General features: G+C 62.5%; 24 protein-coding genes. 11 read left to right on the top strand and 13 right to left on the bottom strand.

Going from position 1 to position 23,438, the window contains the following annotated elements; genetic code table 11:
• Positions 1 to 2: 2 nt before the first annotated feature.
• From CG51_RS00720 to CG51_RS00700, 5 genes are all read left to right on the top strand, one after another.
• Entirely contained in the window at positions 3 to 1,337 is a 1,335-nt protein-coding gene (locus CG51_RS00720; protein WP_035740801.1) for a glutamine synthetase family protein, read from the top strand.
• A 58-nt stretch (positions 1,338 to 1,395) separates the two neighbouring features.
• On the top strand, positions 1,396 to 2,091 hold the full coding sequence (locus CG51_RS00715) for a type 1 glutamine amidotransferase (RefSeq protein WP_035740800.1): 696 nt from the start codon (positions 1,396 to 1,398) through the stop codon (positions 2,089 to 2,091).
• Positions 2,084 to 3,439 carry a glutamine synthetase family protein gene (locus tag CG51_RS00710; protein WP_035740798.1) on the top strand — a complete coding sequence of 452 codons (1,356 nt, stop codon included), beginning with the start codon at positions 2,084 to 2,086 and terminating at the stop codon, positions 3,437 to 3,439. Before CG51_RS00715 ends, CG51_RS00710 begins: the two co-directional genes overlap by 8 nt.
• On the top strand, positions 3,436 to 4,737 hold the full coding sequence (locus CG51_RS00705; protein WP_035740796.1) for an NAD(P)/FAD-dependent oxidoreductase: 1,302 nt from the start codon (positions 3,436 to 3,438) through the stop codon (positions 4,735 to 4,737). Before CG51_RS00710 ends, CG51_RS00705 begins: the two co-directional genes overlap by 4 nt.
• A 64-nt stretch (positions 4,738 to 4,801) precedes the next feature.
• Positions 4,802 to 6,169, top strand: coding sequence for an aminotransferase (locus CG51_RS00700; RefSeq protein WP_035740794.1), 1,368 nt, complete (start codon positions 4,802 to 4,804; stop codon positions 6,167 to 6,169).
• Positions 6,170 to 6,211: 42 nt separating this feature from the next.
• Here CG51_RS00700 and phaR read toward each other — a convergent pair whose 3' ends face one another.
• The 3 genes from phaR to CG51_RS00685 form a co-directional block, all read right to left on the bottom strand.
• A complete protein-coding gene (phaR, locus tag CG51_RS00695; RefSeq protein ID WP_035740792.1) occupies positions 6,212 to 6,757 on the bottom strand; it encodes a polyhydroxyalkanoate synthesis repressor PhaR in 546 nt (181 codons plus the stop codon).
• Positions 6,758 to 6,884: 127 nt separating this feature from the next.
• On the bottom strand, positions 6,885 to 7,349 hold the full coding sequence (locus CG51_RS00690) for a phasin family protein (protein ID WP_035740790.1): 465 nt from the start codon (positions 7,347 to 7,349) through the stop codon (positions 6,885 to 6,887).
• Positions 7,350 to 7,466: 117 nt separating this feature from the next.
• On the bottom strand, positions 7,467 to 9,221 hold the full coding sequence (locus CG51_RS00685; protein WP_051929982.1) for a PHA/PHB synthase family protein: 1,755 nt from the start codon (positions 9,219 to 9,221) through the stop codon (positions 7,467 to 7,469).
• Positions 9,222 to 9,427: 206 nt separating this feature from the next.
• Here CG51_RS00685 and phaZ point away from each other — a divergent pair, with 206 nt between their 5' ends.
• A complete protein-coding gene (gene phaZ / locus CG51_RS00680) occupies positions 9,428 to 10,756 on the top strand; it encodes a polyhydroxyalkanoate depolymerase (protein ID WP_035741252.1) in 1,329 nt (442 codons plus the stop codon).
• A 47-nt stretch (positions 10,757 to 10,803) separates the two neighbouring features.
• Here phaZ and CG51_RS00675 read toward each other — a convergent pair whose 3' ends face one another.
• Both CG51_RS00675 and CG51_RS00670 read right to left on the bottom strand, forming a co-directional pair.
• Positions 10,804 to 11,541, bottom strand: coding sequence for an alpha/beta hydrolase (locus CG51_RS00675; RefSeq protein ID WP_035740788.1), 738 nt, complete (start codon positions 11,539 to 11,541; stop codon positions 10,804 to 10,806).
• Between the two features lie 62 nt (positions 11,542 to 11,603).
• A complete protein-coding gene (locus tag CG51_RS00670) occupies positions 11,604 to 12,161 on the bottom strand; it encodes a cysteine hydrolase family protein (RefSeq protein WP_035741250.1) in 558 nt (185 codons plus the stop codon).
• 146 nt (positions 12,162 to 12,307) lie between these two features.
• Here CG51_RS00670 and thrS point away from each other — a divergent pair, with 146 nt between their 5' ends.
• Both thrS and CG51_RS00660 read left to right on the top strand, forming a co-directional pair.
• Positions 12,308 to 14,272, top strand: coding sequence for a threonine--tRNA ligase (thrS, locus tag CG51_RS00665; RefSeq protein WP_035740786.1), 1,965 nt, complete (start codon positions 12,308 to 12,310; stop codon positions 14,270 to 14,272).
• A 188-nt stretch (positions 14,273 to 14,460) separates the two neighbouring features.
• Positions 14,461 to 14,667 (top strand): cold-shock protein, encoded by a 207-nt coding sequence (locus CG51_RS00660; RefSeq protein ID WP_035706451.1) that lies wholly within the window; start codon positions 14,461 to 14,463, stop codon positions 14,665 to 14,667.
• A gap of 246 nt (positions 14,668 to 14,913) precedes the next feature.
• Here the strand turns inward: CG51_RS00660 and CG51_RS00655 are convergent, their stop codons facing one another.
• Positions 14,914 to 15,237: an arsenate reductase family protein gene (locus CG51_RS00655; RefSeq protein WP_428829758.1), complete on the bottom strand. Its 324-nt coding sequence runs from the start codon at positions 15,235 to 15,237 to the stop codon at positions 14,914 to 14,916.
• Positions 15,234 to 16,148, bottom strand: a complete 915-nt coding sequence (gene thyX, locus CG51_RS00650; protein WP_035740785.1) for an FAD-dependent thymidylate synthase — start codon at positions 16,146 to 16,148, stop codon at positions 15,234 to 15,236. The genes CG51_RS00655 and thyX overlap by 4 nt, the downstream gene beginning before the upstream one ends.
• A gap of 135 nt (positions 16,149 to 16,283) precedes the next feature.
• On the opposite strand from thyX, the gene CG51_RS00645 reads away from it, so the two are divergent.
• Positions 16,284 to 16,706, top strand: coding sequence for a VOC family protein (locus CG51_RS00645; RefSeq protein ID WP_035740784.1), 423 nt, complete (start codon positions 16,284 to 16,286; stop codon positions 16,704 to 16,706).
• Between the two features lie 4 nt (positions 16,707 to 16,710).
• Here the strand turns inward: CG51_RS00645 and CG51_RS00640 are convergent, their stop codons facing one another.
• Together CG51_RS00640 and CG51_RS00635 are read right to left on the bottom strand one after the other, a co-directional pair.
• Positions 16,711 to 17,211 carry a MarR family winged helix-turn-helix transcriptional regulator gene (locus tag CG51_RS00640; protein WP_051929954.1) on the bottom strand — a complete coding sequence of 167 codons (501 nt, stop codon included), beginning with the start codon at positions 17,209 to 17,211 and terminating at the stop codon, positions 16,711 to 16,713.
• 78 nt (positions 17,212 to 17,289) lie between these two features.
• Positions 17,290 to 17,556 carry a succinate dehydrogenase assembly factor 2 gene (locus CG51_RS00635; RefSeq protein WP_035741245.1) on the bottom strand — a complete coding sequence of 89 codons (267 nt, stop codon included), beginning with the start codon at positions 17,554 to 17,556 and terminating at the stop codon, positions 17,290 to 17,292.
• A 76-nt stretch (positions 17,557 to 17,632) separates the two neighbouring features.
• Between CG51_RS00635 and CG51_RS00630 the strand changes: the two genes are divergently transcribed.
• Both CG51_RS00630 and CG51_RS00625 read left to right on the top strand, forming a co-directional pair.
• Positions 17,633 to 18,835 (top strand): pyridoxal phosphate-dependent aminotransferase, encoded by a 1,203-nt coding sequence (locus CG51_RS00630; protein WP_035740783.1) that lies wholly within the window; start codon positions 17,633 to 17,635, stop codon positions 18,833 to 18,835.
• Positions 18,836 to 19,049: 214 nt separating this feature from the next.
• On the top strand, positions 19,050 to 20,408 hold the full coding sequence (locus CG51_RS00625) for a dicarboxylate/amino acid:cation symporter (RefSeq protein ID WP_051929953.1): 1,359 nt from the start codon (positions 19,050 to 19,052) through the stop codon (positions 20,406 to 20,408).
• A gap of 31 nt (positions 20,409 to 20,439) precedes the next feature.
• Here the strand turns inward: CG51_RS00625 and CG51_RS00620 are convergent, their stop codons facing one another.
• The 4 genes from CG51_RS00620 to CG51_RS00605 all read right to left on the bottom strand — a co-directional run bounded on the left by CG51_RS00620 (position 20,440) and on the right by CG51_RS00605 (position 23,396).
• Complete coding sequence (locus tag CG51_RS00620; RefSeq protein ID WP_035740781.1) at positions 20,440 to 21,795, bottom strand: MATE family efflux transporter; 1,356 nt, start codon at positions 21,793 to 21,795, stop codon at positions 20,440 to 20,442.
• Positions 21,796 to 21,857: 62 nt separating this feature from the next.
• On the bottom strand, positions 21,858 to 22,175 hold the full coding sequence (locus CG51_RS00615; protein WP_035740779.1) for a TraR/DksA family transcriptional regulator: 318 nt from the start codon (positions 22,173 to 22,175) through the stop codon (positions 21,858 to 21,860).
• Between the two features lie 86 nt (positions 22,176 to 22,261).
• Positions 22,262 to 22,894, bottom strand: a complete 633-nt coding sequence (locus CG51_RS00610; RefSeq protein ID WP_169742240.1) for a peptidylprolyl isomerase — start codon at positions 22,892 to 22,894, stop codon at positions 22,262 to 22,264.
• Complete coding sequence (locus CG51_RS00605; RefSeq protein WP_035740777.1) at positions 22,887 to 23,396, bottom strand: peptidylprolyl isomerase; 510 nt, start codon at positions 23,394 to 23,396, stop codon at positions 22,887 to 22,889. The genes CG51_RS00610 and CG51_RS00605 overlap by 8 nt, the downstream gene beginning before the upstream one ends.
• Positions 23,397 to 23,438: the final 42 nt, after the last annotated feature.

Genomic DNA, 23,438 nt, shown 5'->3' with positions numbered 1-23,438 from the left:
GAATGCACGATTGGCTGCGCGAACACCCCGAAGTCAGAACCATCCGCGTGGCGGCGGCTGACCTCAACGGACAGGCGCGGGGCAAGCGCATTCCCCGCCGCTTCGCCGACCGCCTCGCCGAGGACGGGACGCGCTTTCCCCTCTCCGTGCTGTCGCTGGATGTCTGGGGAGAGGATGTTGAGGACAGCCCGCTTGTCTTTGACGAAGGCGATCCCGATGGCGTCCTGCTACCGACCGACCGTGGCTTCATGCCGATGCCGTGGCTGGAAGCGCCGACCGCTCTTCTACCCTTGTGGATGTTCCGTGAGGATGGCCGGCCCTACGACGGGGATCCCCGGCATGCGCTTGCCTCTGTGCTCAAGCGCTATGCGGCGGACGGCCTGCGCCCGGTAGTGGCGACCGAGCTGGAGTTCTACCTGATCGACGATTCCGGCAAGCGCCCCCAGATGCCCAAATCGCCGCGCTCGGGCAAGCGGCGGATCGGAGCGGAGACGCTGGCCCTTCGCGCGCTGGATGCTTTCGACCGCTTCTTCACCGATCTCTATGATGCCTGCGAGGAGATGGACATTCCCGCCGACACCGCCATTTCGGAAGCGGGTCTGGGCCAGTTCGAGATCAATCTCATGCATCAGTCCGATGCACTGAAGGCGGCGGACGACACGTGGCTGTTCAAGCTGCTGGTGAAAGGCCTTGCCCGGCGGCACGGTTTCGCGGCAAGCTTTATGGCCAAGCCTTATGAAGATTATGCAGGCAACGGGATGCACATGCATTTCTCCGTGCTGGACCGGCAGGGGCGCAATATCTTCGACAACGGGGGGCCGGAGGGTACCGCTGCGCTGAAAAGCGCGGTCGCCGGATGCCTTGCCGCGCTGCATGACTCGACGCTCGTGTTTGCACCCCATGCCAACAGTTTCGACCGACTGGTTCCCGGCGCCCATGCGCCGACTGCAATAAGCTGGGCCTATGAAAACCGAACCACCGCCATCCGTATTCCCTCCGGAAAACCGGTCGCGCGACGGATAGAACATCGTGTGGCGGGCGGCGACGTGAACCCCTACCTGATGATCGCGGGCGTTCTCGGCTCCGCACTCATCGGCATCGAGGATGGGATGACCCCGCCGCCGCCGCTCCTTGGCAACGCCTATGACAGCGCCTCGCCTCGCCTGCCCGCATCGTGGCAAGAGGCGATCGACGATTTCGAAACCTCTCCGTTGGTCGCGCGAATATTTCCCCAGGAACTTATCCGCAACTACGTGCTGACCAAGCGGCAGGAGGTGCGGTACATGGCAGAACTCGGGCCGGATGAGCAGATGGATCTCTATCTCGACACGGTGTGAGCCGCTTGCCGAAGGCGGCGAGCGGGGATAGCGTTGGCCCATTCCATCGAGGACTCCCATGCTCATCGGCATCCTGCAGACGGGCGACGCGCCCGACGCCATTCAGCCCGCTTCCGGCAACTATCCCGACATGTTCGAGCGACTGCTCACAGGCCGGGGGTTCGACTTTCGCACCTGGCGTGTGCTGGACATGCAATTTCCCACCTCTCCCCGCGATGCGGATGGCTGGATCATAACCGGCTCTCGCTTCGGCGTTTATGAGGACCATCCCTTCATCCCGCCGCTTGAAGCCTTCATCCGCGCAGTGAAGGAGGCGCAGGTGCCGATGGTTGGCATCTGCTTCGGACATCAGATCATCGCGCAGGCTCTTGGCGGACGGGTGGAGAAATTCTCCGGTGGCTGGTCGGTCGGCCCGCAGGATTACGACTTCGGCGACAGGACTGTGACTCTCAACGCCTGGCATCAGGATCAGGTGGTAGAGCGGCCGGAGGGAGCGCGGGTCGTCGGCTCCTCCGGTTTCTGCGACAATGCAGCGCTGGCCTATGGCGAGGATATATTTACCGTGCAGGCACATCCCGAGTTCGACAGCACGGTGACGCAGGGCCTTATCGACCATCGGAGCGGCAGCGTGCCGGACGACAAGGTCTCCGCCGCCCTTACCCGCCTGACGCAGGATGAGGCCGATACACAAAGCGGCTCCGCCCTTCTCGCCGACCGGATCGCCGATTTTCTTATGCAGAGGGCTCATGTCTGACTGGACCGAAAAGCTCCCGGAAGCCGCGCAACGTTACATTCAGGGTCGCCGGGTGGATGAAGTGGAATGCATCGTCTCCGACATTGCGGGCGTCGCCCGAGGCAAGGCGATGCCCGCGTTCAAGTTCGCCAAGCAGACCTCCTTCTTCTTGCCGAACTCGATCTTTCTCCAGACGATCACCGGGGATTGGGCCGATAATCCGACAGGTGCCTTCACCGAGCCGGACATGATCATGGCGCCGGATTTCTCCACCGCAACCGCCGCGCCGTGGACGGCCGATGTCACTCTTCAGGTGATCCATGACGCCATCGACCAGACGGGGGAACCGGTCGCCGCTGCGCCCCGCAATGTGTTGAAACGCGTCCTGCATCTCTACAAGGAAAAGGGGTGGACCCCGATCGTCGCGCCGGAGATGGAATTCTTCCTCGTCGCGCGCAACATCGACCCAAACATGCCGGTACAGCCGCCGATGGGCCGGTCGGGCCGTCGTGCGGCGGCCAAGCAGGCATATTCCATGTCCGCGGTCGATGAATACGGTCCGGTGATCGACGATATCTACGATTTCGCGGAGGCGCAGGGGTTCGAGATCGACGGCATCCTTCAGGAAGGCGGGGCGGGCCAGGTGGAGATCAACCTCGCCCACGGCGACCCGGTGCGGCTGGCCGACGAGATCTTCTACTTCAAGCGCCTGATCCGGGAAGCCGCGCTTCGCCACGACTGTTTCGCGACCTTCATGGCCAAGCCTATCGAGGGCGAGCCGGGATCCGCCATGCATATCCACCATTCGGTAGTGGATACCGCAACAGGACAGAACATCTTTTCAGATGCAAAGGGCGCGGAGACGGAGGCATTCCTGCATTTCATCGCCGGGATGCAGAACCACCTGCCTGCGGTCATTGCGTTGCTGGCGCCTTATGTGAACAGTTACCGGCGCTATGTCCCGGATTTCGCAGCACCCATCAACCTCGAATGGGGGCGTGACAACCGGACGACGGGGCTGCGCGTGCCAATCGCCGAGCCCTCCGGGCGGCGGATCGAAAACCGGCTCGCCGGCATGGACTGCAACCCTTATCTGGGGCTGGCCGCATCGCTCGCCTGCGGCTATCTGGGTCTCCTGGAACAGAAGATGCCGCGTCCCGAATGTCTGGGCGACGCCTATATGTCCGCCGACGAGTTGCCCTACAATCTCGGCGATGCGCTCGACCTGTTCGCTGAGGACGAGGGCGTGCGAGAGGTTCTGGGCCTTGGCTTCTGCTCCGTCTATGACTCGGTAAAGCGGAACGAATACAAGGAATTCCTTCAAGTCATCAGCCCGTGGGAGCGGGAGCACCTGCTGCTCAACGTATGAACCTTCTCACCGCCAATGACCGGCAGGGATCCTTTCCCCCCAGCTATTATGCTGCGACAGCCACGGAGCGGGAGCCCGCGCCCCCGCTTCAGGGCTCGCATCGGGCCGATGTCTGCGTCGTGGGTGGAGGCTATACGGGTCTGTCCGCAGCCCTGCATCTCGCCGAGCGAGGCTATTCCGTCGTATTGCTGGAGGCGCATCGCGCGGGTTTCGGCGCTTCGGGGCGAAACGGTGGACAGGTTGGCTCCGGCCAACGGCTGGAGCAGGACGAGCTTGAACGGCGCATGGGGCGAGACGATGCCCACCGTCTGTGGTCTATTGCAGAAGAGGCAAAAGCGCTGGTCCGCGACCTGATCGCCCGCCATGCAATGCCGGTCCGTTTCCATCCCGGCGTGGCCCATGCTTGCCGGACGGAGGCCGAAGTTCGTCATTCCCACACCATGGCGGAGAAGCTCGCCCACGACTATGGCTACGATCAACTGGAGCCGCTGGACCATGCGGGCATTCGGGCGCTGATCGGATCTGAGGGTTATATTGGCGGTGACATCGACCACGGCGCAGGCCATATCCACCCGCTGAACTTTGCCATCGGTCTGGCGCAGGCCGCAGAGTCGGCGGGCGTCATCTTATACGAGAATACCCTCGTCACCGGCATTGCCCGCGGGCAGAAGACGCGCGTCGTCACCGCGAACGGCAGCGTTACAGCGGATCATGTGATCCTCGCCTGCAATGGCTACCTCGGCGATCTGGTGCCGGAGATCGCGGCGCGGGTCATGCCGATCAACAATTTCATCGTCGCGACCGAACCGCTGGGGGATGCCGCGCGGGATATTCTGGCCCAGCCCATCGCGGTGGCCGATACACGCTTTGTGGTGAATTACTGGCGGCTGTCGGAGGACAACCGGCTGCTGTTCGGCGGAGGAGAGAGTTTCGGTTATCGCTTTCCCGATGTGATCACAACGGTGCGGAAGCCCATGCTTCAGGTCTATCCGCAGCTCCGTAACATCCGGATAGACTATGCTTGGGGCGGGACGCTGGCCATCACGATGACGCGCCTGCCCTGTTTTCTCCGCCTCGGGCCCAACCTGCTGTCGGCCTCGGGGTACTCCGGGCACGGCGTCGCGCTTGCGACGCTCGCCGGGCGGATAATGGCAGAGGCAGTGGCCGGTCAGTCGGAACGGTTCGACCTGATGGCGGGCCTGCCTACGCCCCGCTTCCCCGGGGGTGCCGCGTTGCGCCACCCTCTCCTTGCGCTGGCGATGACATGGTATGGTCTGCGCGACCGGTTGGGAGTCTGAGCTGCTGTTGAAGAAACGTGGCGCAGGGGCTAGCTTTCAGACGAGCCAAGGAAAGGACCGTGCAATGCGTGACGATGTGCCGAACAGCTGGGAAGCCCGGGCAGAAGAATACAGCCTATACGGTTTCACAGACCTCCCCTCCGTCCATAAACGCGGCACGGTCGTCCTCACGCATGGCGAGGGGCCTTATATCGTCGATACTCATGGTAAGCGGTATCTCGACGCCAATTCCGGCCTATGGAACATGGTCGCGGGATTCGATCATCCCGGGCTGATCGCCGCCGGGCAGGAGCAGTTCGCCCGCTTCCCGGGCTACCACGCGTTCTTCGGGCGCATGTCGGACCAGACGGTCATGCTGTCTGAGCGGCTGGTCGATGTTTCCCCCTTCCCGCGAGGCAAGGTGTTCTACACCAACTCCGGGTCGGAGGCGAACGACACCATGGTCAAGATGCTCTGGTTCCTTGCCCAGTCGGAGGGCAAGCCCGAGCGGCGGAAGATCCTGACACGCGTGAATGCCTATCATGGCGTCACAGCGGTCTCGGCCTCCATGACCGGCAAGCCCTACAATTCCGTCTTCGGGTTGCCGCTGCCGGGGTTCCTTCATCTCTCCTGCCCGCATTATTGGCGCTTCGGAGAGCAGGGCGAGACGGAGGAGCAGTTTACCCAACGCATGGCGAAAGAGCTGGAGGACACGATCCTCGCCGAAGGGCCTGACACAATCGCCGGGTTCTTTGCCGAGCCGGTTCAGGGCGCAGGCGGGGTGATCCCCCCCTCTAAAGGCTACTTTCAGGCAGTGCAGCCGATCCTGAAGAAGTACGGCATTCCGCTCATCTCGGATGAGGTGATCTGCGGGTTCGGCCGAACCGGAAATACCTGGGGGTGTGAGACCTACGACTTCGTGCCGGATGCCATCATCTCCTCAAAGGCGCTGACGGCGGGGTATTTCCCGATGGGAGCGATCATCCTCGGCCCGGATCTTGCCGATCGGATGCAGGCTGCTTCCGAGGCAATCGAGGAGTTTCCTCACGGTTTCACCGCCTCGGGCCATCCGGTCGGTTGTGCAGTGGCGCTGAAGGCCATCGACGTCATCATGAACGAGGGGCTGGCGGATCGCGCGCGTGAACTGACGCCGCGCTTCGAGGCCGGGCTTGCGCGGCTGGCGGAAAACCCGAACATCGGCGAATGGCGGGGCAAGGGTCTGATGGGCGCGTTGGAGGCCGTGAAGGACAAGGCGACCAAGACGCCGTTTGACGGCAAACTCTCCGTCTCCGAGCGGATCGCAAATACCTGCACGGATCACGGGCTGATCTGTCGGCCGCTGGGGCAGTCTGTTGTTCTCTGTCCTCCGTTCATCATGACAGAGTCCCAGATGGACGAGATGTTCGAGAAATTGGAAACCGCGTTGAAGCAGGTCTTTGCCGAAGTCGCGTGATCGGCGATTGCAGCCCGCCCGGAACGGGGCGGGCTGCCAGACTCACTTCCGGCCGGAAAGCCGCTCCTGAAGTTCGGCAAGTTGGCGCTTTATATCCGCCAGTTCGGAGGAAGTCGAAACCGGCTCCTCTTCCTTGGACGAGGCGGGCGCCCAACCCCGCATGAGCGTCTTCAGAAATGCTTGCTGTTGGCGCTGCATCGCCTCGAAACCTGGCATGGCCGACATCGGATTGGGATAGGTGGTCAGCCCCTCCATCATTCGTCCCGGCCCTTCGCGCAGCATGTCGAAGGACATGGCAAGGAATTGCGGCACGACGCTCTGCGCCTGGGTGGTATAACTGCGGACCAGATCGGTGAGCACCGTCAGAGGGAGGACATTCTCACCCCGGCTCTCATGTTCAGCGATGATCTGGAGAAGATATTGGCGCGTGAGATCATCCCCGGACTTGAGGTCAACGATCTTGACCTCGCGCCCGTCACGAATGAACCGCGCGATATCCTCCAGCGTCACGTAATCGCTGGTTTCGGTATTGTAGAGCCTGCGGCTCGCATACCGCTTGATCAGCAGCGGCTTCTCATTCTCTGCCACTTTCCATCCCCCCGTCACTTTCTATCCCGAATCTAGGCCAGAGATTTCCAAAAAGAAACCTGCCTCGTTCCTCCAAATGAAAAAGGACGGGCCATGGCCCGTCCCCACTGACAAATCGTCGTAACGATCAGGACTTTACAGCCGTCGGTGCAGCTTTCGAAGCGCGAGCAGCGGCAGCCGTGGCTTCGGTCGTGGCCTTTTTCACCGCAGCGGTCGCGTCTTCCGAAATATCCTTGCCAGCAGCAAGCATCAGCTCGACAGTTTCCATCTGCACCTTCTTCGCCACTTCGGCAAAGGCCGCCAGATTTTCGGCAGCCATTTCCGCCGAGGAAGAAGCAAACTCGGACAGCGCCTTGGAGTAATCACCCGGCTCTTCCTTGACGCGAGCGAGTTCGCCGACCTTCGCGATCGACTCCTTCGTCCAGCGGCTGGAGATTTCCGTGGATTTCTCTGCAGCTTCGAGCACGACCTTCGTCATCCGCTCGCCCAGAGCAGCCTGGGTCTTGAATGCTTCCTGGAACGCATGGGCGTCCACCGGAAATGCCGACATCATATCCTGCACCATCTTGGTGAAATCCTGAGTTTTAGCCATTTTTCCCTCCACAAATACTATACTGCGCGCTGAGCCCAAGGTAGGTGCTGCACCGCAGCATTTCAAGATTTTTCTTGCTGCGATGCAGAACATTTAAAAGGCTGTCAGCTCAGGGAGTTATTGGCCTGCGGGTAGCTTGGAACGCACATATTCCCCCGGAGCCTCACCAAGAACAGGGTGATTGCCCGTCCCTGGAAGGCGCGCATCCACGTCCGCTCCCGCGCGCTGGCGAAGCCAGCCTTCCCAGCTCGGCCACCAGCTCCCGGAATGGCGCTGCGCGGAGGAACGCCACTGCTCCGAAGCGCCTTCGGGTGCGACACCGAGGTAATGTCCGTACTTGTCCTTGCCAGGCGGATTGATGACCCCTGCGACATGTCCCGATTCAGCGAGAACGAAGGTCTTGTCGCCGCTGCCCATACGGGAAATGCCCGCGAAGCTGGCCTTCCATGCCGCGATGTGATCCGTTTCGCAGGCCACGGCGCAGAGGGGCACCGTCACATCGGAAAGAGTCAGAACCTCTCCGCAAAGCCGGATGCCCTCCTCCGCGAATCGGTTCTCCTGACAGAGCCAGCGCAGGTATTCGGTCGCCATCCGGGCAGGCAGATTTGTCGAATCTCCGTTCCAATACAGCAGGTCGAAGGCCGGAGGAGCATCACCCATCATGTAGCTGCGGATTGCCGGACCGTAGACCAGATCATTCGCCCGCAGATAGGAAAAGGTCCTGGCCATGAAATAGGCGGCCAGATAGCCCTTCTCATAGGCTTGCCGTTCGATAGCATCGACGAAATCGTCGGACAGAAAGGCCGTGAATTCCCCTTGGTCGGAGAAATCCGTGAGCGTCGTCAGGAAGGAGGCCGACTTCACCGGATTCAGCCCCCGCTTGCGGAGCAATGCCAAGGTCAGCGCCAAGGTCGTACCAGCAATACAGTAACCGACCGCATTCACCTGTTCTTCACCGGTGATGTCGCGCACGGTCTCGATCGCCCTCAGGAAGCCCTCTTCGATGTAGGTGTCCAGCCCGGCATCCGCGAGCGACTCGTCCGGGTTGACCCAGCTCACGACGAAAACCGTATACCCCTGCTCCACCACCCAGCGGATGAAGGAATTCTGCGGCTTGAGGTCAAGAATGTAGTATTTATTGATCCACGGAGGAAAGATGAGGAGCGGAAGCTGCTTCACCTTCTCCGTCTTGGGCGAATACTGGATGAGTTCGAAAAGCCGATTGCGGAAGACGATGGAACCCTCTGTGGTGGCAAGGTTTTCGCCCACCTGAAAAGCCCGCCGGTCCGCCAGCGTCACCAGAAGCTCCCCCTCGTTCGCCTCCAGATCGGCAACGAGGTTTTCCATTCCCTTGACGATCGATTCACCGTCGGTCGCTACCGCCCGCTCCAACGCGTCAGGGTTGGTGCCGAAGAAATTCGTTGGCGACAACATGTCGAGCATCTGGCGGGTAAAGAAGTCGACCCTCTGCCGCTCTTTTTCGTCAAGCTGCATGTCGGCCACGGCCTGATGCGCTGCCTCCACCGAAATCAGATACTGTTGCTTTACGTAATTGAAGAACGGATGGCTGTCCCAAAGCGGGTTCGCAAAGCGGCGGTCCCGCGGCCCGCGATCATCGGGCGGCGTAAAGCGACCGCTGTTAAGCGCCTGCTGTGCGTCCATGTAATGACGGACGGCTTTGCCCCAGTAGCCGATCTGATGCTCAAGGATCCGACCGGGATTTTGCATCATCTCCGCCACGTAGCCCGCCGCGGCCTTCATGAAGAGATCGCCCCCAGGGGCTGAAAGCCCGGGATCCATGGGCCTGCGGCGGGCGAGTGCCGCAATCATGCGCTGACGGAGTTCCTCCACCCGCGCGAGGCTTTCGTTCATGCGTTCGAGGTGGTCGGCTGGCGTCAGTTCCGGTGGGGTTTCCGTTAGGTCATCCTCCCCCGTCGGCTTGCCGCTCCGCGAGCGACCACGCGTTCCCGTTGTCATCTCCCTGGCTCCCCCCTAGACTTACAGGAAGCATAGCGTCGCCCAAACTGGGGGGGAAGCGACGAATTGCCCCAGGCTGCACTTGGCAGGAGAGCGCGATGATAAAGACAATGACCGGCTACGACATGATGGAGACCTTGCGCAACACCAGCGAGTGGCTGGGTGCAACGGCCCGTGCCATGGCGAGCTACCCCGCCCTCGCCCCCGTCCCGAACCCCGCGCTCGCCCTGATGGCGGCCTGGGGGGAGGTGGCGGAGCGGAGCTTCTCCCGGATGGTTGTGAAGCCGGACTGGGGAATTCGCACCGTCACGGGCGCGGACGGCACCGATCTGGTGGTGGAAACAGCTGTCGTTGCGCGGCGACCCTTCTGCGACCTCGTCCATTTTCAGGTCGAAGGACGGGAGCAGATGTCACGGCGCGTGCTTCTCGTCGCGCCGATGTCCGGCCACTACGCGACTCTGTGCCGCTCAACCGTGGCGAGCCTGCTGCCCGACTGCGAGGTCTATGTCACCGACTGGCGCAATGCCCGCGACATTCCGGTGTCCGAGGGCAAGTTCGACGTTGAGGATTTCGCCCTTACCCTTGTGGACTTCATCCGCCACCTCGGGCCGGATATTCACTTGATCGCCATCTGCCAGCCCGCCCCGCTGGCGCTTGTCGCGGGGGCTTGGCTCGCGCAGCATGAGCCGGAGGCCCAGCCGAAGTCCATGACACTCATCGGTGGCCCGATCGATCCGGCAGCGAAACCGACCGAGGTGACCGATTTCGGCGACAGCGTCACCATGGGCCAACTCGAGCGGTTGTTCATAGAACGTGTCGGCTTCAAATATCCGGGCGTGGGGCGGCTGGTCTACCCCGGCCTGCTTCAGCTCTCCTCCTTCATCGCGATGAACCGGGAACGTCATACGGAGGCGTTCACGAACCAGATCCTCGCCGTCGCACAGGGCACCGCCAGCGACCACGATCAGCACAATCGTTTCTATGATGAATATCTTGCGGTCATGGACATGACGGCGGAATTCTATCTCTCCACGGTGGAGCGCATCTTCAAGGACCGTGAGGTGGCGCGGAATGTCTTCACTATCGAAGGCGAACACGTGGATATCGGCAAGATCGACAGGACCGCGGTCATCGTCGTCGAAGGAGAGAAGGACGACATCTCCGCCCCTGGCCAGTGCAAGGCCGCGCTCGACCTGCTCACCGGCCTGCCGGAGGAGATGAAGGGTTATTACCTGGAACCGAACGCCGGCCATTATGGCATCTTCGCAGGCTCCTCCTGGCGCAAGAACATCCGCCCCTATGTGCTTGATTTTCTGGATCGCGCCGGCAAGCCGCAGGATGAAAAGCCAAAGGCCGCACCGCGCCGCAAGGCAAGCGTGGTCTCCCCCTCCGCCGGCAGCGGCGCGGCGCCGGACACGGTTCCGGTTTGAGAGAGGATCAATGGATTGCCGGGCGGCATCTTGAGCCCGGCAGCCTCCTACCCGAGCACCTCGCCTATGGACGCGGTAATGAGGGCGAGGCATTCCGGCGTCGAAAACCGGTGATCGGCACCTTTGACCAGCGTCAGCCGGATGTCCCCGCCCTTGGCGTGTTCAAGCACCCGCATCCCCCGCTCCCATGGCACGGTTTCATCGGCTGTCCCATGCAGGAGACGGACGGGAAACGGCAGCGGCAGCGGGCTTCGGAGGATCAGCCGGTCCCTGCCATCCTCTATGAACCGGCGGCTGATGCGATAGGGTCCATCATAGTCTGAGGGCTGCTCGACATAGCCGCGAGAAAGTAGCAGCTCCCGCTCTGCATCGCTCATCCCCCCCCACATGTCATCCTCGGTGAAATCCGGGGCGGCGGCGATTGTCACCAGCCCCGCCACGCGCTCCGGCATCGACCGCGCCAGCAGCAGCGCGATCCAACCGCCCATGGATGAGCCGACGAGGATCTGCGGCCCTTCCGTCATCCGATCGATCACATGGGTTGCATCCTCGAACCAGTCGCCGATCGCCCCCTCCTCGAAGGTGCCGGAAGACTGGCCGTGGCCCGAATAATCAAAGCGCAGAAAGGCCCGGCCCTCGCTTTCCGCCCAATCCTGCAGGTAGAGTGCCTTCGTCCCCGTCATGTCGGATCGCAGGCCACCCAGAAACACCACGCCCGGCCCGCGACCGGGGATGCGGTTGTAAGCGAGCCTGCGCCCCTCCGGCGTAAGCAGATAGTCTTGCATGGCAGCTTCCTCCGAAACCTTCCAGCGTCGTGATGCCAGCCACACCGACCTGCCGCAAGCTCTCAGGCCGAAACAAGGCCTGCTGCCTCACCCGCCGTGACGACGGAAGCGTAACCAAAGGCCAAAGCTGCGAGAAAGGCCGTCTGCACCTCGTCGGCAGACACTTCCCGGCCACGGAATTCCAGCGCCCGCGTGGCGCAGGCATCCCCCGCGACTGTCACCCGATAACCAAGATCGGCGGCTGCTCGAACGGTCGCGTCGATGCACATGTGCGTCATCGCTCCCACGATCACCAGATGCTCCGCGCGCCAGCCCTCCAGCACTTCATGAAGACCCGTGCTCCGAAAGCTGTTGGGGAAGTTCTTCACGATGATGGCCTCCCCCCGCTCGGGTGCGAGCGCCGGATGGATCTCCGCCCCCGGCGTTCCGGGAGTGAAGAAGGGCGAAGGCTCCCGTGTCGATTCGTGGCGAATGTGGATCACGGGCTCTCCTGCCGCACGAAAGGCGGCGAGAAGACCCGCGGCACGCGCCGCCGCCTCCTCCACTCCCTCCAGCGGCCAGCGTCCGCCGGGAAAGTAGTCGTTCTGCATGTCCACGATCAGCAAGGCCACTTCGCCCATCATCTCTCCTCCTATGTTGTGCCCCTCATAGCATGGCAGGTGCCTTTCGCCATGCGGTTGACATCCCGCGCGGCGCGGCCCTAGAGAGACGGGATAACCCGCAACCGGGCGTTCCGTGGGCGCCAGACCGACGAGGAGAGCCTTTCATGGCCCAGATTTCCCTGTCCTTTCCCGATGGATCGAAACGCGACTACCCTGCCGGCACCACGCCGGGCGAGGTCGCGGCCTCCATCTCCAACTCCCTGGCCAAGAAGGCGATCTCGGCCACGGTGAACGGCGCTCATTTCGACCTGCAATGGCCGATCGAGTTCGATGCCGCCATCGAGATCCATACCATGCAGGATCAGCCCCAGGCGCTGGAACTGATCCGGCACGACCTTGCGCATATCATGGCGCGCGCGGTTCAGGAGCTGTGGCCAGAGGTGAAGGTCACCATCGGGCCGGTGATCCAGAACGGCTGGTATTACGACTTCGACCGGGAGGAGCCCTTCACTCCGGAAGATCTCGGCGCGATCGAGAAGCGCATGAAGGAGATCATCGCGCTCCGCGATCCCGTGAAGACCGAGGTCTGGGACCGCGCGCGCGCCATCGCCTACTACGAGGACCGCCACGAACCGTTCAAGGTCGAGCTGGTCGAGGCGATCCCGGAAGAGCAGAAGATCCGCATGTACTGGCACGGCCACTGGCAGGATCTCTGCCGTGGTCCGCATCTCCAGAACACCGGGCAGGTGCCGCCGGACGCTTTCAAGCTGATGTCCGTCGCCGGGGCTTACTGGCGCGGTGATTCGAACAACAAGCAGCTCCAACGCATCTACGGTGTCGCTTTCCGCAACCGCGACGACCTGAAGGCCTATGTCACCATGCTGGAGGAAGCGGCGAAGCGCGACCACCGGCGGCTGGGCAAGGAGATGGACCTGTTCCATCTTCAGGAAGAAGCGCCTGGCATGGTGTTCTGGCACCCGAACGGCTGGACGATCTATCGCACGCTGGAAGACTACATGCGCCGCAGGCTCGCCCGTGCGGATTACCGCGAGATTCGCACGCCGCAGGTGGTGGACCGCGTGCTTTGGGAGAAATCCGGACACTGGGAGGCCTACCGCGAGAACATGTTCATCGTCGAGGTGGACGAGGATGACCACAAGGAACGGCGCATCAACGCGCTGAAGCCGATGAACTGCCCCTGCCACGTGCAGGTCTACAATCAGGGCCTGAAGTCCTATCGCGACCTGCCTCTCCGGCTCGCGGAGTTCGGCTCCTGCCACCGGTTCGAATCTTCGGGTTCGATGCACGGGCTGATGCGGGTGCGCGGCTTTACCCAGGACGACGCGCATATCTTCTGCACCGAGGATCAGATCGAGGCGGAATGCGCGAGCTTCATCGCGCTGCTGGCCTCCGTCTATCGCGACCTCGGCTTCGAGAAGTTCGACATCAAGCTCTCCACCCGGCCCGATGTGCGAATCGGCTCGGACGAAACCTGGGACAAGGTGGAGAACGCGCTCGAATCGGCCATCCGGCATGTCGGCGTGCCCTATGTCGTCGATCCGGGTGAAGGTGCATTCTATGGGCCTAAGCTCGACTTCAAACTGACCGACGCCATCGGGCGGGAGTGGCAGTGCGGCACCTTCCAGGTCGATCCCAACCTGCCCACGCGCCTCGGCGCGGAATACGTGGGAGAGGACGGTGGCAAACACCGTCCCTACATGCTGCACCGGGCTATCCTTGGGTCATTCGAGCGGTTCATCGGCATCCTGATCGAAAACTACGCGGGCAAGCTGCCGTTCTGGATTGCGCCCCGGCAGGTGGTGGTCGCCTCTATCGTGTCGGATGCCGACGATTATGTGATTGAGATCGTTGAATCTCTGCGCGCTGCCGGACTTCGGGCGGAAGCAGATACCCGCAACGAGAAGATTAACTATAAGGTGCGCGAGCATTCGGTGGGCAAAGTGCCTGTGATTCTGGCGATCGGGATGAAGGAAGTGGAAGAACGGACAGTTTCTCTCCGTCGTCTGGGCGAGAACCGGAGCGAGTCACTGACACTTGACGCGGCGGTGGAGCAACTTGCCAGAGAAGCCCTCGCGCCCGACCTTGCGGCCCCCCCGGTGCAGAGCTAAAAGCCGCGCGCCCAACGACCTTGTGCAGAAACCGTCTTGATTTTGGCGGGGGATGAGTCATTCCTTCTGTCCGTGACAACGGACTTTCTGCGACCGCCTCCTGATGACCCAGGCAGCCGGAGACTTGGAAGACCCGGCAGCACGGCCCGCCGCAGTCCCGCGTCGGGAGTTCTAAAAGGAGAGACGGAATGCCGACTGGCACCGTGAAATGGTTCAATACGACGAAGGGCTATGGCTTCATCGCCCCGGACGATGGCGGCAAAGATGTGTTCGTGCATATCTCGGCCGTTGAACGTGCCGGGCTGAAGGGCCTGAACGACAACCAGAAGATCGGCTACGAACTTCAATCCGGCCGCGACGGGCGTTCGTCGGCTTCGGACCTGCGCCTGCTCTAACAGCGCCACCATCATTCGGGCGGCCCGGAACACGCGTCATGCGGTTTCGGGCCGTTCCCATTTGTGGATTGCGATCCGCGGCCAGGGGCAAAGCCGATACCGACCACGGGCCTCCCTCAAGTGGAGGAGCAACCCGCGAGGCTTGCTCCCCTGTGACAGAGGCTCGTCGGGAAACCCTTAGCCTTCCGTCAGCGCGGCAGGCAGGTAACCCATGGATGCCCGCTCTTGGGTTGAGGCGGCCAATCGTCAGAGCCAGAGCTTCCGCACGTCCTCCTGCCAGCCAAGGGTCAGGCGATCCCCTGCCTCTATCACTGGCCGTTTCATGAGGGCCGGATGCTCCGAGAGGAGCGCTTGCGGAGACCGGCTACGCTCCTCCTCCGACAGGCCGCGCCAAGTCGTCGAGGCCCTGTTGACGAGCTTGTCCCCGAAGGCTGTCAGAAAGCGCCCGATCTCCATGTTGGAGAGCGGTTGCTTGCGAATGTCGTGAAAGGTGACCTCTCCCCTCTCCCGCAGGCTCGCCAGCGCCTTTCGGCAGGTGTCGCAGGTGGAAATGCCGTAAAGGGTGATCACTCCGCCTCTCCCCAGACGGCGGCGAACTCCCGCCATTCGCCCTTGGACATGCCGGAGGTTTCCTGGGTGACCGTCTCCCCCCGCAGGCGGCGCTGCAACACATCGACGCCTTTCGCCGAAAGCTGAACTGCACCCATGCGGTAATCCTCGAACGCCGCATAGGCATGCGGAACCCAGTCCGCAACGATGCGGCAGATCGCATCGGCATAGACCCGGATTTCATATTGCGCGTGCGAATCGGCGCGAAGCCGCAGGAAGTGGAAGAGGTTGTGCAGGTCGGTCTTCCAATACCACTGGGTATAGATGTTTGCGGGCAGGTTCATGCGGGCCAACTCGCGGGCGAGACCCTGCTGCCCCTCCTCGCTCAACATCGCCTCGTAATGGTCATAGGCGCGGCCCGCGTCTTCCTTGAGCAGGGAGAGCACGCGTGCGGCCTCCTCCCCCTCCAGCACCTGATCGCGACCCTGATGGTTCTTGCGCGACTGCGCGGCCAGATGCTCGGGCGCGGGAATGTAGAACTCCCTGTCCAGGATCGAGTAACGGCCGGAATACTCATTCACATTGGCCGTCCGGTGCCGGATCCACTGTCGCGCCACGAAGATCGGCAGCTTCACATGCAGCTTGACCTCGCACATCTCGAACGGGGTGGAGTGCCAGTGGCGCATGAGATAGCGGATCAACCCCGCATCGTCCCGCGTGGCCTTGGTCCCCGCGCCATAGCTCACACGGGCGGCCTGCACGATGGCGGCGTCGTCGCCCATGTAATCCACCACGCGCACGAAACCATGGTCGAGCACCTCATGCGCAAGGTAGAGGTGTTTCTCCATCCCGTCCGACACAGCGCGCAGTGTCTCGCGCGGTGTGGCGCGCAGCGCATCGATCTGAGATTGCTGGTCGGGATTAATCGGCATGATGGGGGCTCCGATAGAATGGCCACAAGATATGGTGGGAACTCGGAGACCATACCCCCCGTAACGCGCCCCGGCAAGCCGGCTTCCAGACCAGAGCCGACTGCGCTAGCTTCATCCAAAACGCAAGGAGACGATATGAAGTATCTGCATACGATGGTCCGCGTGCTGGATCTCGAAAAGTCGATGGCCTTCTATGAACTGCTCGGGCTGCGGGAAATCCGGCGCATCGACAATGACAAGGGACGGTTCAGCCTGGTCTTCATGGCCGCGCCGGGAGATGAACAGGCGCCGATCGAACTGACCTGGAACTGGGACGGCGACACGGACCTTCCCTCCGACAGCCGCCACTTCGGCCATCTTGCCTACGAGGTGGAGGATATCTACGCGCTCTGCCAGAAGCTGATGGATCAGGGCGTGACCGTCAACCGGCCGCCGCGCGACGGTCACATGGCCTTCGTGCGCAGCCCCGACAACGTTTCCATCGAGCTTCTTCAGGCGGGCGCTCCGCTGGCGCCGGCGGAACCGTGGGCATCCATGCCGAATACCGGGCACTGGTAAGCGCTCAGTAGATATAGCGGATCTGGTCCGTCCAGTACCGCTCCATCCGACGAAGCGCCTCTGCTGTGGAGCGCAGCCCCTGCGCGTCCACCCGGCCCCGCGCCTCCAACCCGTCCACATGACGGGCGAAAAGGTCCTCCATCGCTCTTCGCACCTCACGCCCCTTCGGCGTGAGGCTCACCCGCACAGAACGCCGATCCATCTGCGAGCGCTGATGGTGCATGTAGCCCATCTCAACGAGCTTCTTCAGATTGTAGCTCACGTTGGAGCCTTGGTAGTAGCCGCGGCTTTTCAGTTCCCCCGCCGTCACCTCGTTCTCGCCGATGTTGAACAGCAGCAGGGCCTGCACCGCGTTGATCTCCATCACCCCGACCCGCTCGAACTCATCCTTGATGACATCGAGCAGCAGGCGGTGCAGCCGTTCGATCAGGCTCAGGATATCGAGATAGCCGGTGAACGGCAGGTCATCGGTGGGGGGCTGGGGCAGTTTCTGGACGATGGTCATGTCTCGCTCCGTCTGTCGTATTTGCAGCAGAATGAACAAGAAATACCAATATCCGGTTAAGGAGACGTCCGCCCTGTGTCAGCCTCGAAACCGCGTGTGAGCATGGGCGGCGATCCGATCGAGCAGCGGCGAAAGCGGCTCCGGCGCCCCACCCGAGACGACCCAGCGGTAGAGATCCTGATCGTTCTCCTCCAGCAGGTCTTCCAGCAGGTCGAGATCCTCCGGTGAAAGCTCCTCAAGAGCGCCATCCGCCCAGGGGCCGAGAATCAGGTCCATCTCCTTCATCCCGCGCCGCCATGACCGCATCCTGAGGCGTTTCAGCCGGTTTTCACGGGTCTCGGTCATGATCATCCTCTTCGGCCTTGATCGGACGCACGGCGCGCCCTAAAGCGGGCCGACCCTTCCCAGCCGGAGCCCCGCCATGCCCTTCCTGTCGGAAACGCTCGACCGCGTCAAACCCTCCCCCACGATCGCCGTATCAAACCTTGCGCGCGAGCTTGCGGCGCAAGGCCGCGACATCATCGGCCTGTCGCAGGGGGAGCCGGATTTCGACACGCCCGAGAACATCAAGAACGCCGCCAAGCGCGCGATTGACGAGGGCAAGACCAAATACACCGCCGTCGACGGCATCCCCGAACTCAAGAAGGCGATCTGCGCCAAGTTCGAGCGGGAGAACGGCCTGAGCTACAAGCCATCGCAGATAACGGTGAGCACGGGCGGCAAGCAGGTGCTCTACAACGCGCTGGTCGCCACGCTGAACGCGGGCGACGAGGTCATCATCCCCGCGCCCTACTGGGTGTCCTATCCCGACATGGTCCTGCTTGCAGGCGGCGAGCCGGTGTTCATCGAAGGTCCGATGCAGACCGGCTACAAGATCACCGGGGAACAGCTTGAAGCCGCGATCACGCCCAAGACCAAGTGGTTCATCTTCAACTCGCCCTCCAACCCTTCCGGCGCGGGCTACAGCCGGGAGGAGCTGAAGGAGCTGACCGACGTGCTGATGCGCCATCCGCATGTCTGGGTGATGACCGACGACATGTATGAGCATCTGGTGTTCGGCGACTTCAAGTTCGTCACTCCCGCCGAGGTGGAGCCGGGGCTTTATGACCGCACCCTGACCTGCAACGGCGTGTCGAAGGCCTATGCGATGACCGGATGGCGGATCGGCTATGCCGGCGGGCCGGAAATGCTCATCAAGGCGATGAGCAAGGTGCAATCACAATCGACCTCCAACCCGTGCTCGATCAGCCAGTGGGCTGCCGTGGAGGCGCTGAATGGCTCGCAGGACTACATCGCGGAGAGCCGCCTTGCCTTCGAGCGGCGCCGTGATCTTGTGGTCAGAATGCTGAACGAGGCGGACGGGATCACCTGCCCGGTGCCGGAGGGCGCGTTCTACGTCTATCCTTCCGTCGCGGGCTGCATCGGCAAGACTTCCCCCGCCGGGGCGGAGATCGTGGACGACGAGACCTTCGCCACCGCGCTGCTGGAGGAAAAGGGCGTGGCCGTGGTGTTCGGCGCGGCCTTCGGCCTGTCCCCCAACTTCCGCGTGAGCTACGCCACCTCCGACGCCGTGCTCGAAGAAGCCTGCACGCGGATCAAGGATTTCTGCGCGTCCCTGCGCTGAGAGCACGTTGGGTGGATTTCCACCCAACGTCCGATCTGTATTGGGTGGACTTCCACCCAACCCCTCTGGGGCCGGTTGGTTTTGACCGCCGGCCCCAATTGATTCACCCCCCTCAGGCGCGCATGCACGCTGATATCCATTTCCGTCGCCAGACGGATGGGACCGGCAAGGACGAGGAACCTGGCCGACCCGCGACACGCATGGGAGGATCAGCATGCAACCGACAACCACGGCTCCGGCGGAGCCGCTTCCTTTCTATCGCCACCTGTATTTTCAGGTGCTCGTGGCCATCGTCGCGGGTATCTTGCTTGGCCATTACTGGCCCCTGTTCGGCGAACAGCTGAAACCCTTGGGTGATGCCTTCGTCCGGCTGGTGAAGATGATCATCGCTCCGGTAATCTTCCTGACCGTTTCCACCGGCATCGCCGGAATGACGGATATGAAGAAGGTCGGGCGCGTCGCGGGCAAGGCGATGCTCTACTTCCTGACGTTCTCCACGCTGGCGCTCATTATCGGTCTCGTCGTTGCGAACACGCTGCACCCCGGGACTGGCCTGCATATCGACCCGGCCTCGCTCGACGCTTCCGCCGTGCAGCAGTACGCGGCAAAGGCTCATGATTCGACCGTCACCGGGTTCTTGATGAACATCATCCCGACAACGTTGGTCGGCGCCTTCGCGGATGGCGACATCCTTCAGGTGCTGTTCATCTCCGTGTTGTTCGGGCTGGCGCTGGCAGCAGTGGGCGATCTGGGCCGACCAGTGACCGATTTTCTTCAACAGCTCACCGTTCCGGTGTTCAAGCTGGTGGCCATCCTGATGAAGGCGGCGCCCATCGGCGCCTTTGGCGCGATGGCCTTCACCATCGGCAAGTACGGCATCGGCACGGTGGTGAACCTGTTCTTCCTGGTCGCGGTCTTTTACATCACCGCGCTGATCTTCGTGCTGGGCGTCCTGGGCGCAGTCGCGCGGTACAACGGGTTCTCCATCCTGAAGTTGATCGCCTACCTGAAGGAGGAGCTGCTGCTCGTCCTCGGCACTTCCTCCTCTGAAGCGGCGCTGCCCTCGCTCATGGAGAAGATGGAGCGTGCGGGCGCCTCGCGTTCCGTGGTCGGTCTGGTCGTGCCGACGGGTTACTCGTTCAACCTCGACGGCACCAACATCTACATGACTCTGGCCGCGCTATTCATTGCGCAGGCTATGGACATCCACCTGAGCTGGGGGGAGCAACTTCTGCTTCTGGCAGTGGCTATGCTGTCGTCCAAGGGCGCTGCCGGGATCACGGGCGCAGGCTTCATCACCTTGGCGGCCACACTTTCGGTCGTGCCCTCGGTGCCCGTGGCCGGAATGACGCTGATCCTCGGCGTCGACAGGTTCATGTCGGAATGCCGTGCGCTGACCAATTTCATCGGCAATGCCGTTGCCACCATCGTCGTGGCGCGCTGGGAGAACGAACTGGATACGGAGAAGCTGAGCGCTGCCCTTGGCGGACGTCCCGGCAAAGGGGATGGGCGGCCCCTCCCTACTGGACACATGCCGCCGGGCCTGAAGGACGCGGTGCTAGCAGAAGACTGAACATCAGGGGGCGCGCCATCGGCGCGCCTTCTCATTCCCGGCGGAGCGCGCGCGTCCAGAATCGCAGCAGAAGCAGGATCGCGGCCAGGATCAGGCCCACGGCAAGGCCATACCAGATCCCCTGCGGCCCCAGGCCGAAATGGAAGCCTAGCAGATAGCTCGCTGGCACACCGACGATCCAGTAGCTGAGCCCGGCGATGAACATCGGCACCCGCGTATCCTGCACCCCACGCAACAGGCCCAGCGCCATAACCTGCGCCGCATCGCCGAACTGGAACACCGCCGCAGCGGCCAGAAGCGCGGTTCCGATGGCGATGATCGCCTCCCGATCAGTCTCGGAGGGAGAGAGGAACAGCTCTATCAACGGCCCGGGAATGGTCAGGATCGTCACGATGATGCCCACACCGCAGATCGCGGAAAGGCAGAGCGCCACAACCGCGCCGCGCCGCAGTTCCGGCCAGTTCCGCTCACCCAGAAAGCGACCGGTGCGAACGGTGGCCGCGTTGGACAGGCCCACATGCAGCATGAAGGCAAGCGCGGTCAACTCCATCGCGATGCCATGCGCAGCGAGCGGCTTCGGCCCGATCCAGCCCATCATCACCGCCGCAGCCGTGAACAGGCTGGATTCTGCCAGACTGGTCAACCCGATCGGCCAGCCGAGCCAGAAGACACGGCCGAATGCCTGCCAGTCGGGCTTCCAGATCCGCTGGAACAACCGGTTGTGGCGCAGTTCGGGGAGCCATGCCGCATAGCCGGCCAGCAGCCCCATCGTCACGAGCTGCACAAGGGCCGACGCCGTCGCCGCCCCCGCGATGCCCAGTGCGGGAAAGCCCCAGTTGCCGAAGATCAGCGCCCAGTTCGCCACGATGTTCACGGCAAGCCCTGTCAGGGTCACCCAGAGCACCACCTGCGTCCGCCCCAGAGCTGCGAGATAGCTGCGCAGCACCATGACCACCAGCGCCGGGATGATCGCCGGTCCGACGATGCGGAGGTAGGTCTGTGCCAGCTCGGAAACCGCCGGATCCTGCCCCAGCAGCCCGAAAAGCGGCCGCGACCAGAACATGACGGGGAGCAGGAGGATGCCGTAGAGGACAGACAGCCACATCCCCATCCGCGTCACACGACGAGCGGTGGTTTCATCCCCGGTGCCCGCGGCCTCCGCCACCAGAGGCATCACGGCCTGCGCAAATCCGGCGCCAAAATAGAACAGCACCACGTAGGATGCGGTGGCCAGCGTCGCCGCCGCCAGCGCGGTGACATCATACCACCCGAGCATAACCGTATTGCTGACATGCAACGCCACCTGCGCGACATTGCTGCCGATCAGGGGGATACCAAGCGCAAGCAGCGCCTTGACATGCGAAAGGATCGGGATGCGGTCTGACATGGCAAGGGCCTCCGTATCGGAGGCCCGTGATCAGAGCAATCGTCTTTGTGCGGCGCTGTACCTCAGCGCGCGTCGTCCTTGCAGAACGGTGTCGCTGGAATGAGGTCGAGCCTGTCTTCTGAGATGCGCTTCCCGCAGACGGTGCAGTATCCGTATTCGCCCTCGTCCAGCCGTTTGAGGGCCGCCTTGATCATGCGGATCTCGTTCACCGCAGATTCGCTGAGACCGGTGAGCACTTCGTCGCCCTGTCGTTCGGACGCTTGATCTTCCCAGTCGTCGCTGTCTTCGGAGCCGATTTCCTCGTCGATATCCTCGACGCGGTCTTCGAGTTCGGCCAGCCGTTCATCAAGCTGAGTACGGCGTTCGGCATCCGATTTCATCTGGCTCTCCCTTCTCAGAATTCCGTCCTGATAACGCATCAGGACGGGTTTCGGTTCAAAAGGCCAGCATCGAATGACCGTGTGGCCTATTTCTCCACTGTGACCTTGGCCATCCAGTCAGGATCGGTCACGACACCGTTGCGGCCGCTGTTGCCGCGCTTGATCTTGTTCACGACATCCATGCCTTCGACCACCCGGCCAACGACGGTATACTGGCCGTCAAGATGCGGAGCGTCATCGAACATGATGAAGAACTGACTGTTCGCCGAATTGGGATCCTGCGAACGCGCCATGCCGACCGTGCCGCGCTTGAACGGCTGGTTGGAGAATTCCGCGGGCAGGTTCGGCAGGTCGGAACCGCCCATCCCCGCTCGCGAGGTATCGCCAGCATGCTTGCCGAACTGCACATCGCCGGTCTGGGCCATGAAACCCTCGATGACCCGATGGAACACGACGCCGTCGTAATCTCCGGCCTCGGCCAGCGCGACGATACGTTTCACATGTTCGGGCGCCACATCGGGGAGCAGGTCGATCACCACGCGCCCCTTCGCCTGACCGTCCACCTGGATCACCAGATCCGGGCCGGGACCATCCTCCGCCGCCGCATCCGCCCGGCCCAGGAAGGTCGCGCCGATGCTGAACGTACCGAAGGTCGCAAGGGCGACGGCAACCGCCGCCCCGAAGAACATCCCGCGCCGGACGAGGTCGTTCTCAGCCATCCGCAGCGACCTTGACGGAGATCATGCGGTCCGGCTCTGCCGGCGGCTCGCCGCGCTTGATCTTATCGACATTCTCCATCCCCTCGATCACGCGGCCATAGACCGTGTATTGACCGTTCAGGAAATGGTTGTCCTTGAAGTTGATGAAGAACTGGCTGTTGGCCGAGTTCGGGTCCATCGCGCGGGCGGCGCCCAGCGTTCCGCGATCATGCGGCAGGCGGGAGAATTCCGCCGGAAGATCCGGCAGGTCCGACCCGCCGGTACCCGCGCGCCGCAGGTTGAACGTCTCGACGGTCGCGTTGCCGTTCTCCACATCGCCCGTCTGGGCCATGAACCCGTCGATCACGCGATGGAACACGACACCGTCGTATTTGCCCGCGCGGGCGAGTTCCTTCATGCGTTCCGCATGTTTGGGAGCGACATCAGGGAGAAGTTCAATGACGACGGGGCCGTCCTTCAGCTCGATGATAATTGTGTTTTCCGGATCCTTGATCTCGGCCATGGCCTGTCCTCCTTGGCTTTGGGCGCAACCTAGTAGCTGGAA

It is taken from the genome of Haematobacter missouriensis, assembly GCF_000740775.1.
GTDB lineage: Bacteria > Pseudomonadota > Alphaproteobacteria > Rhodobacterales > Rhodobacteraceae > Haematobacter > Haematobacter missouriensis.
This window is presented reverse-complemented; position numbering and strand designations above follow the sequence as displayed.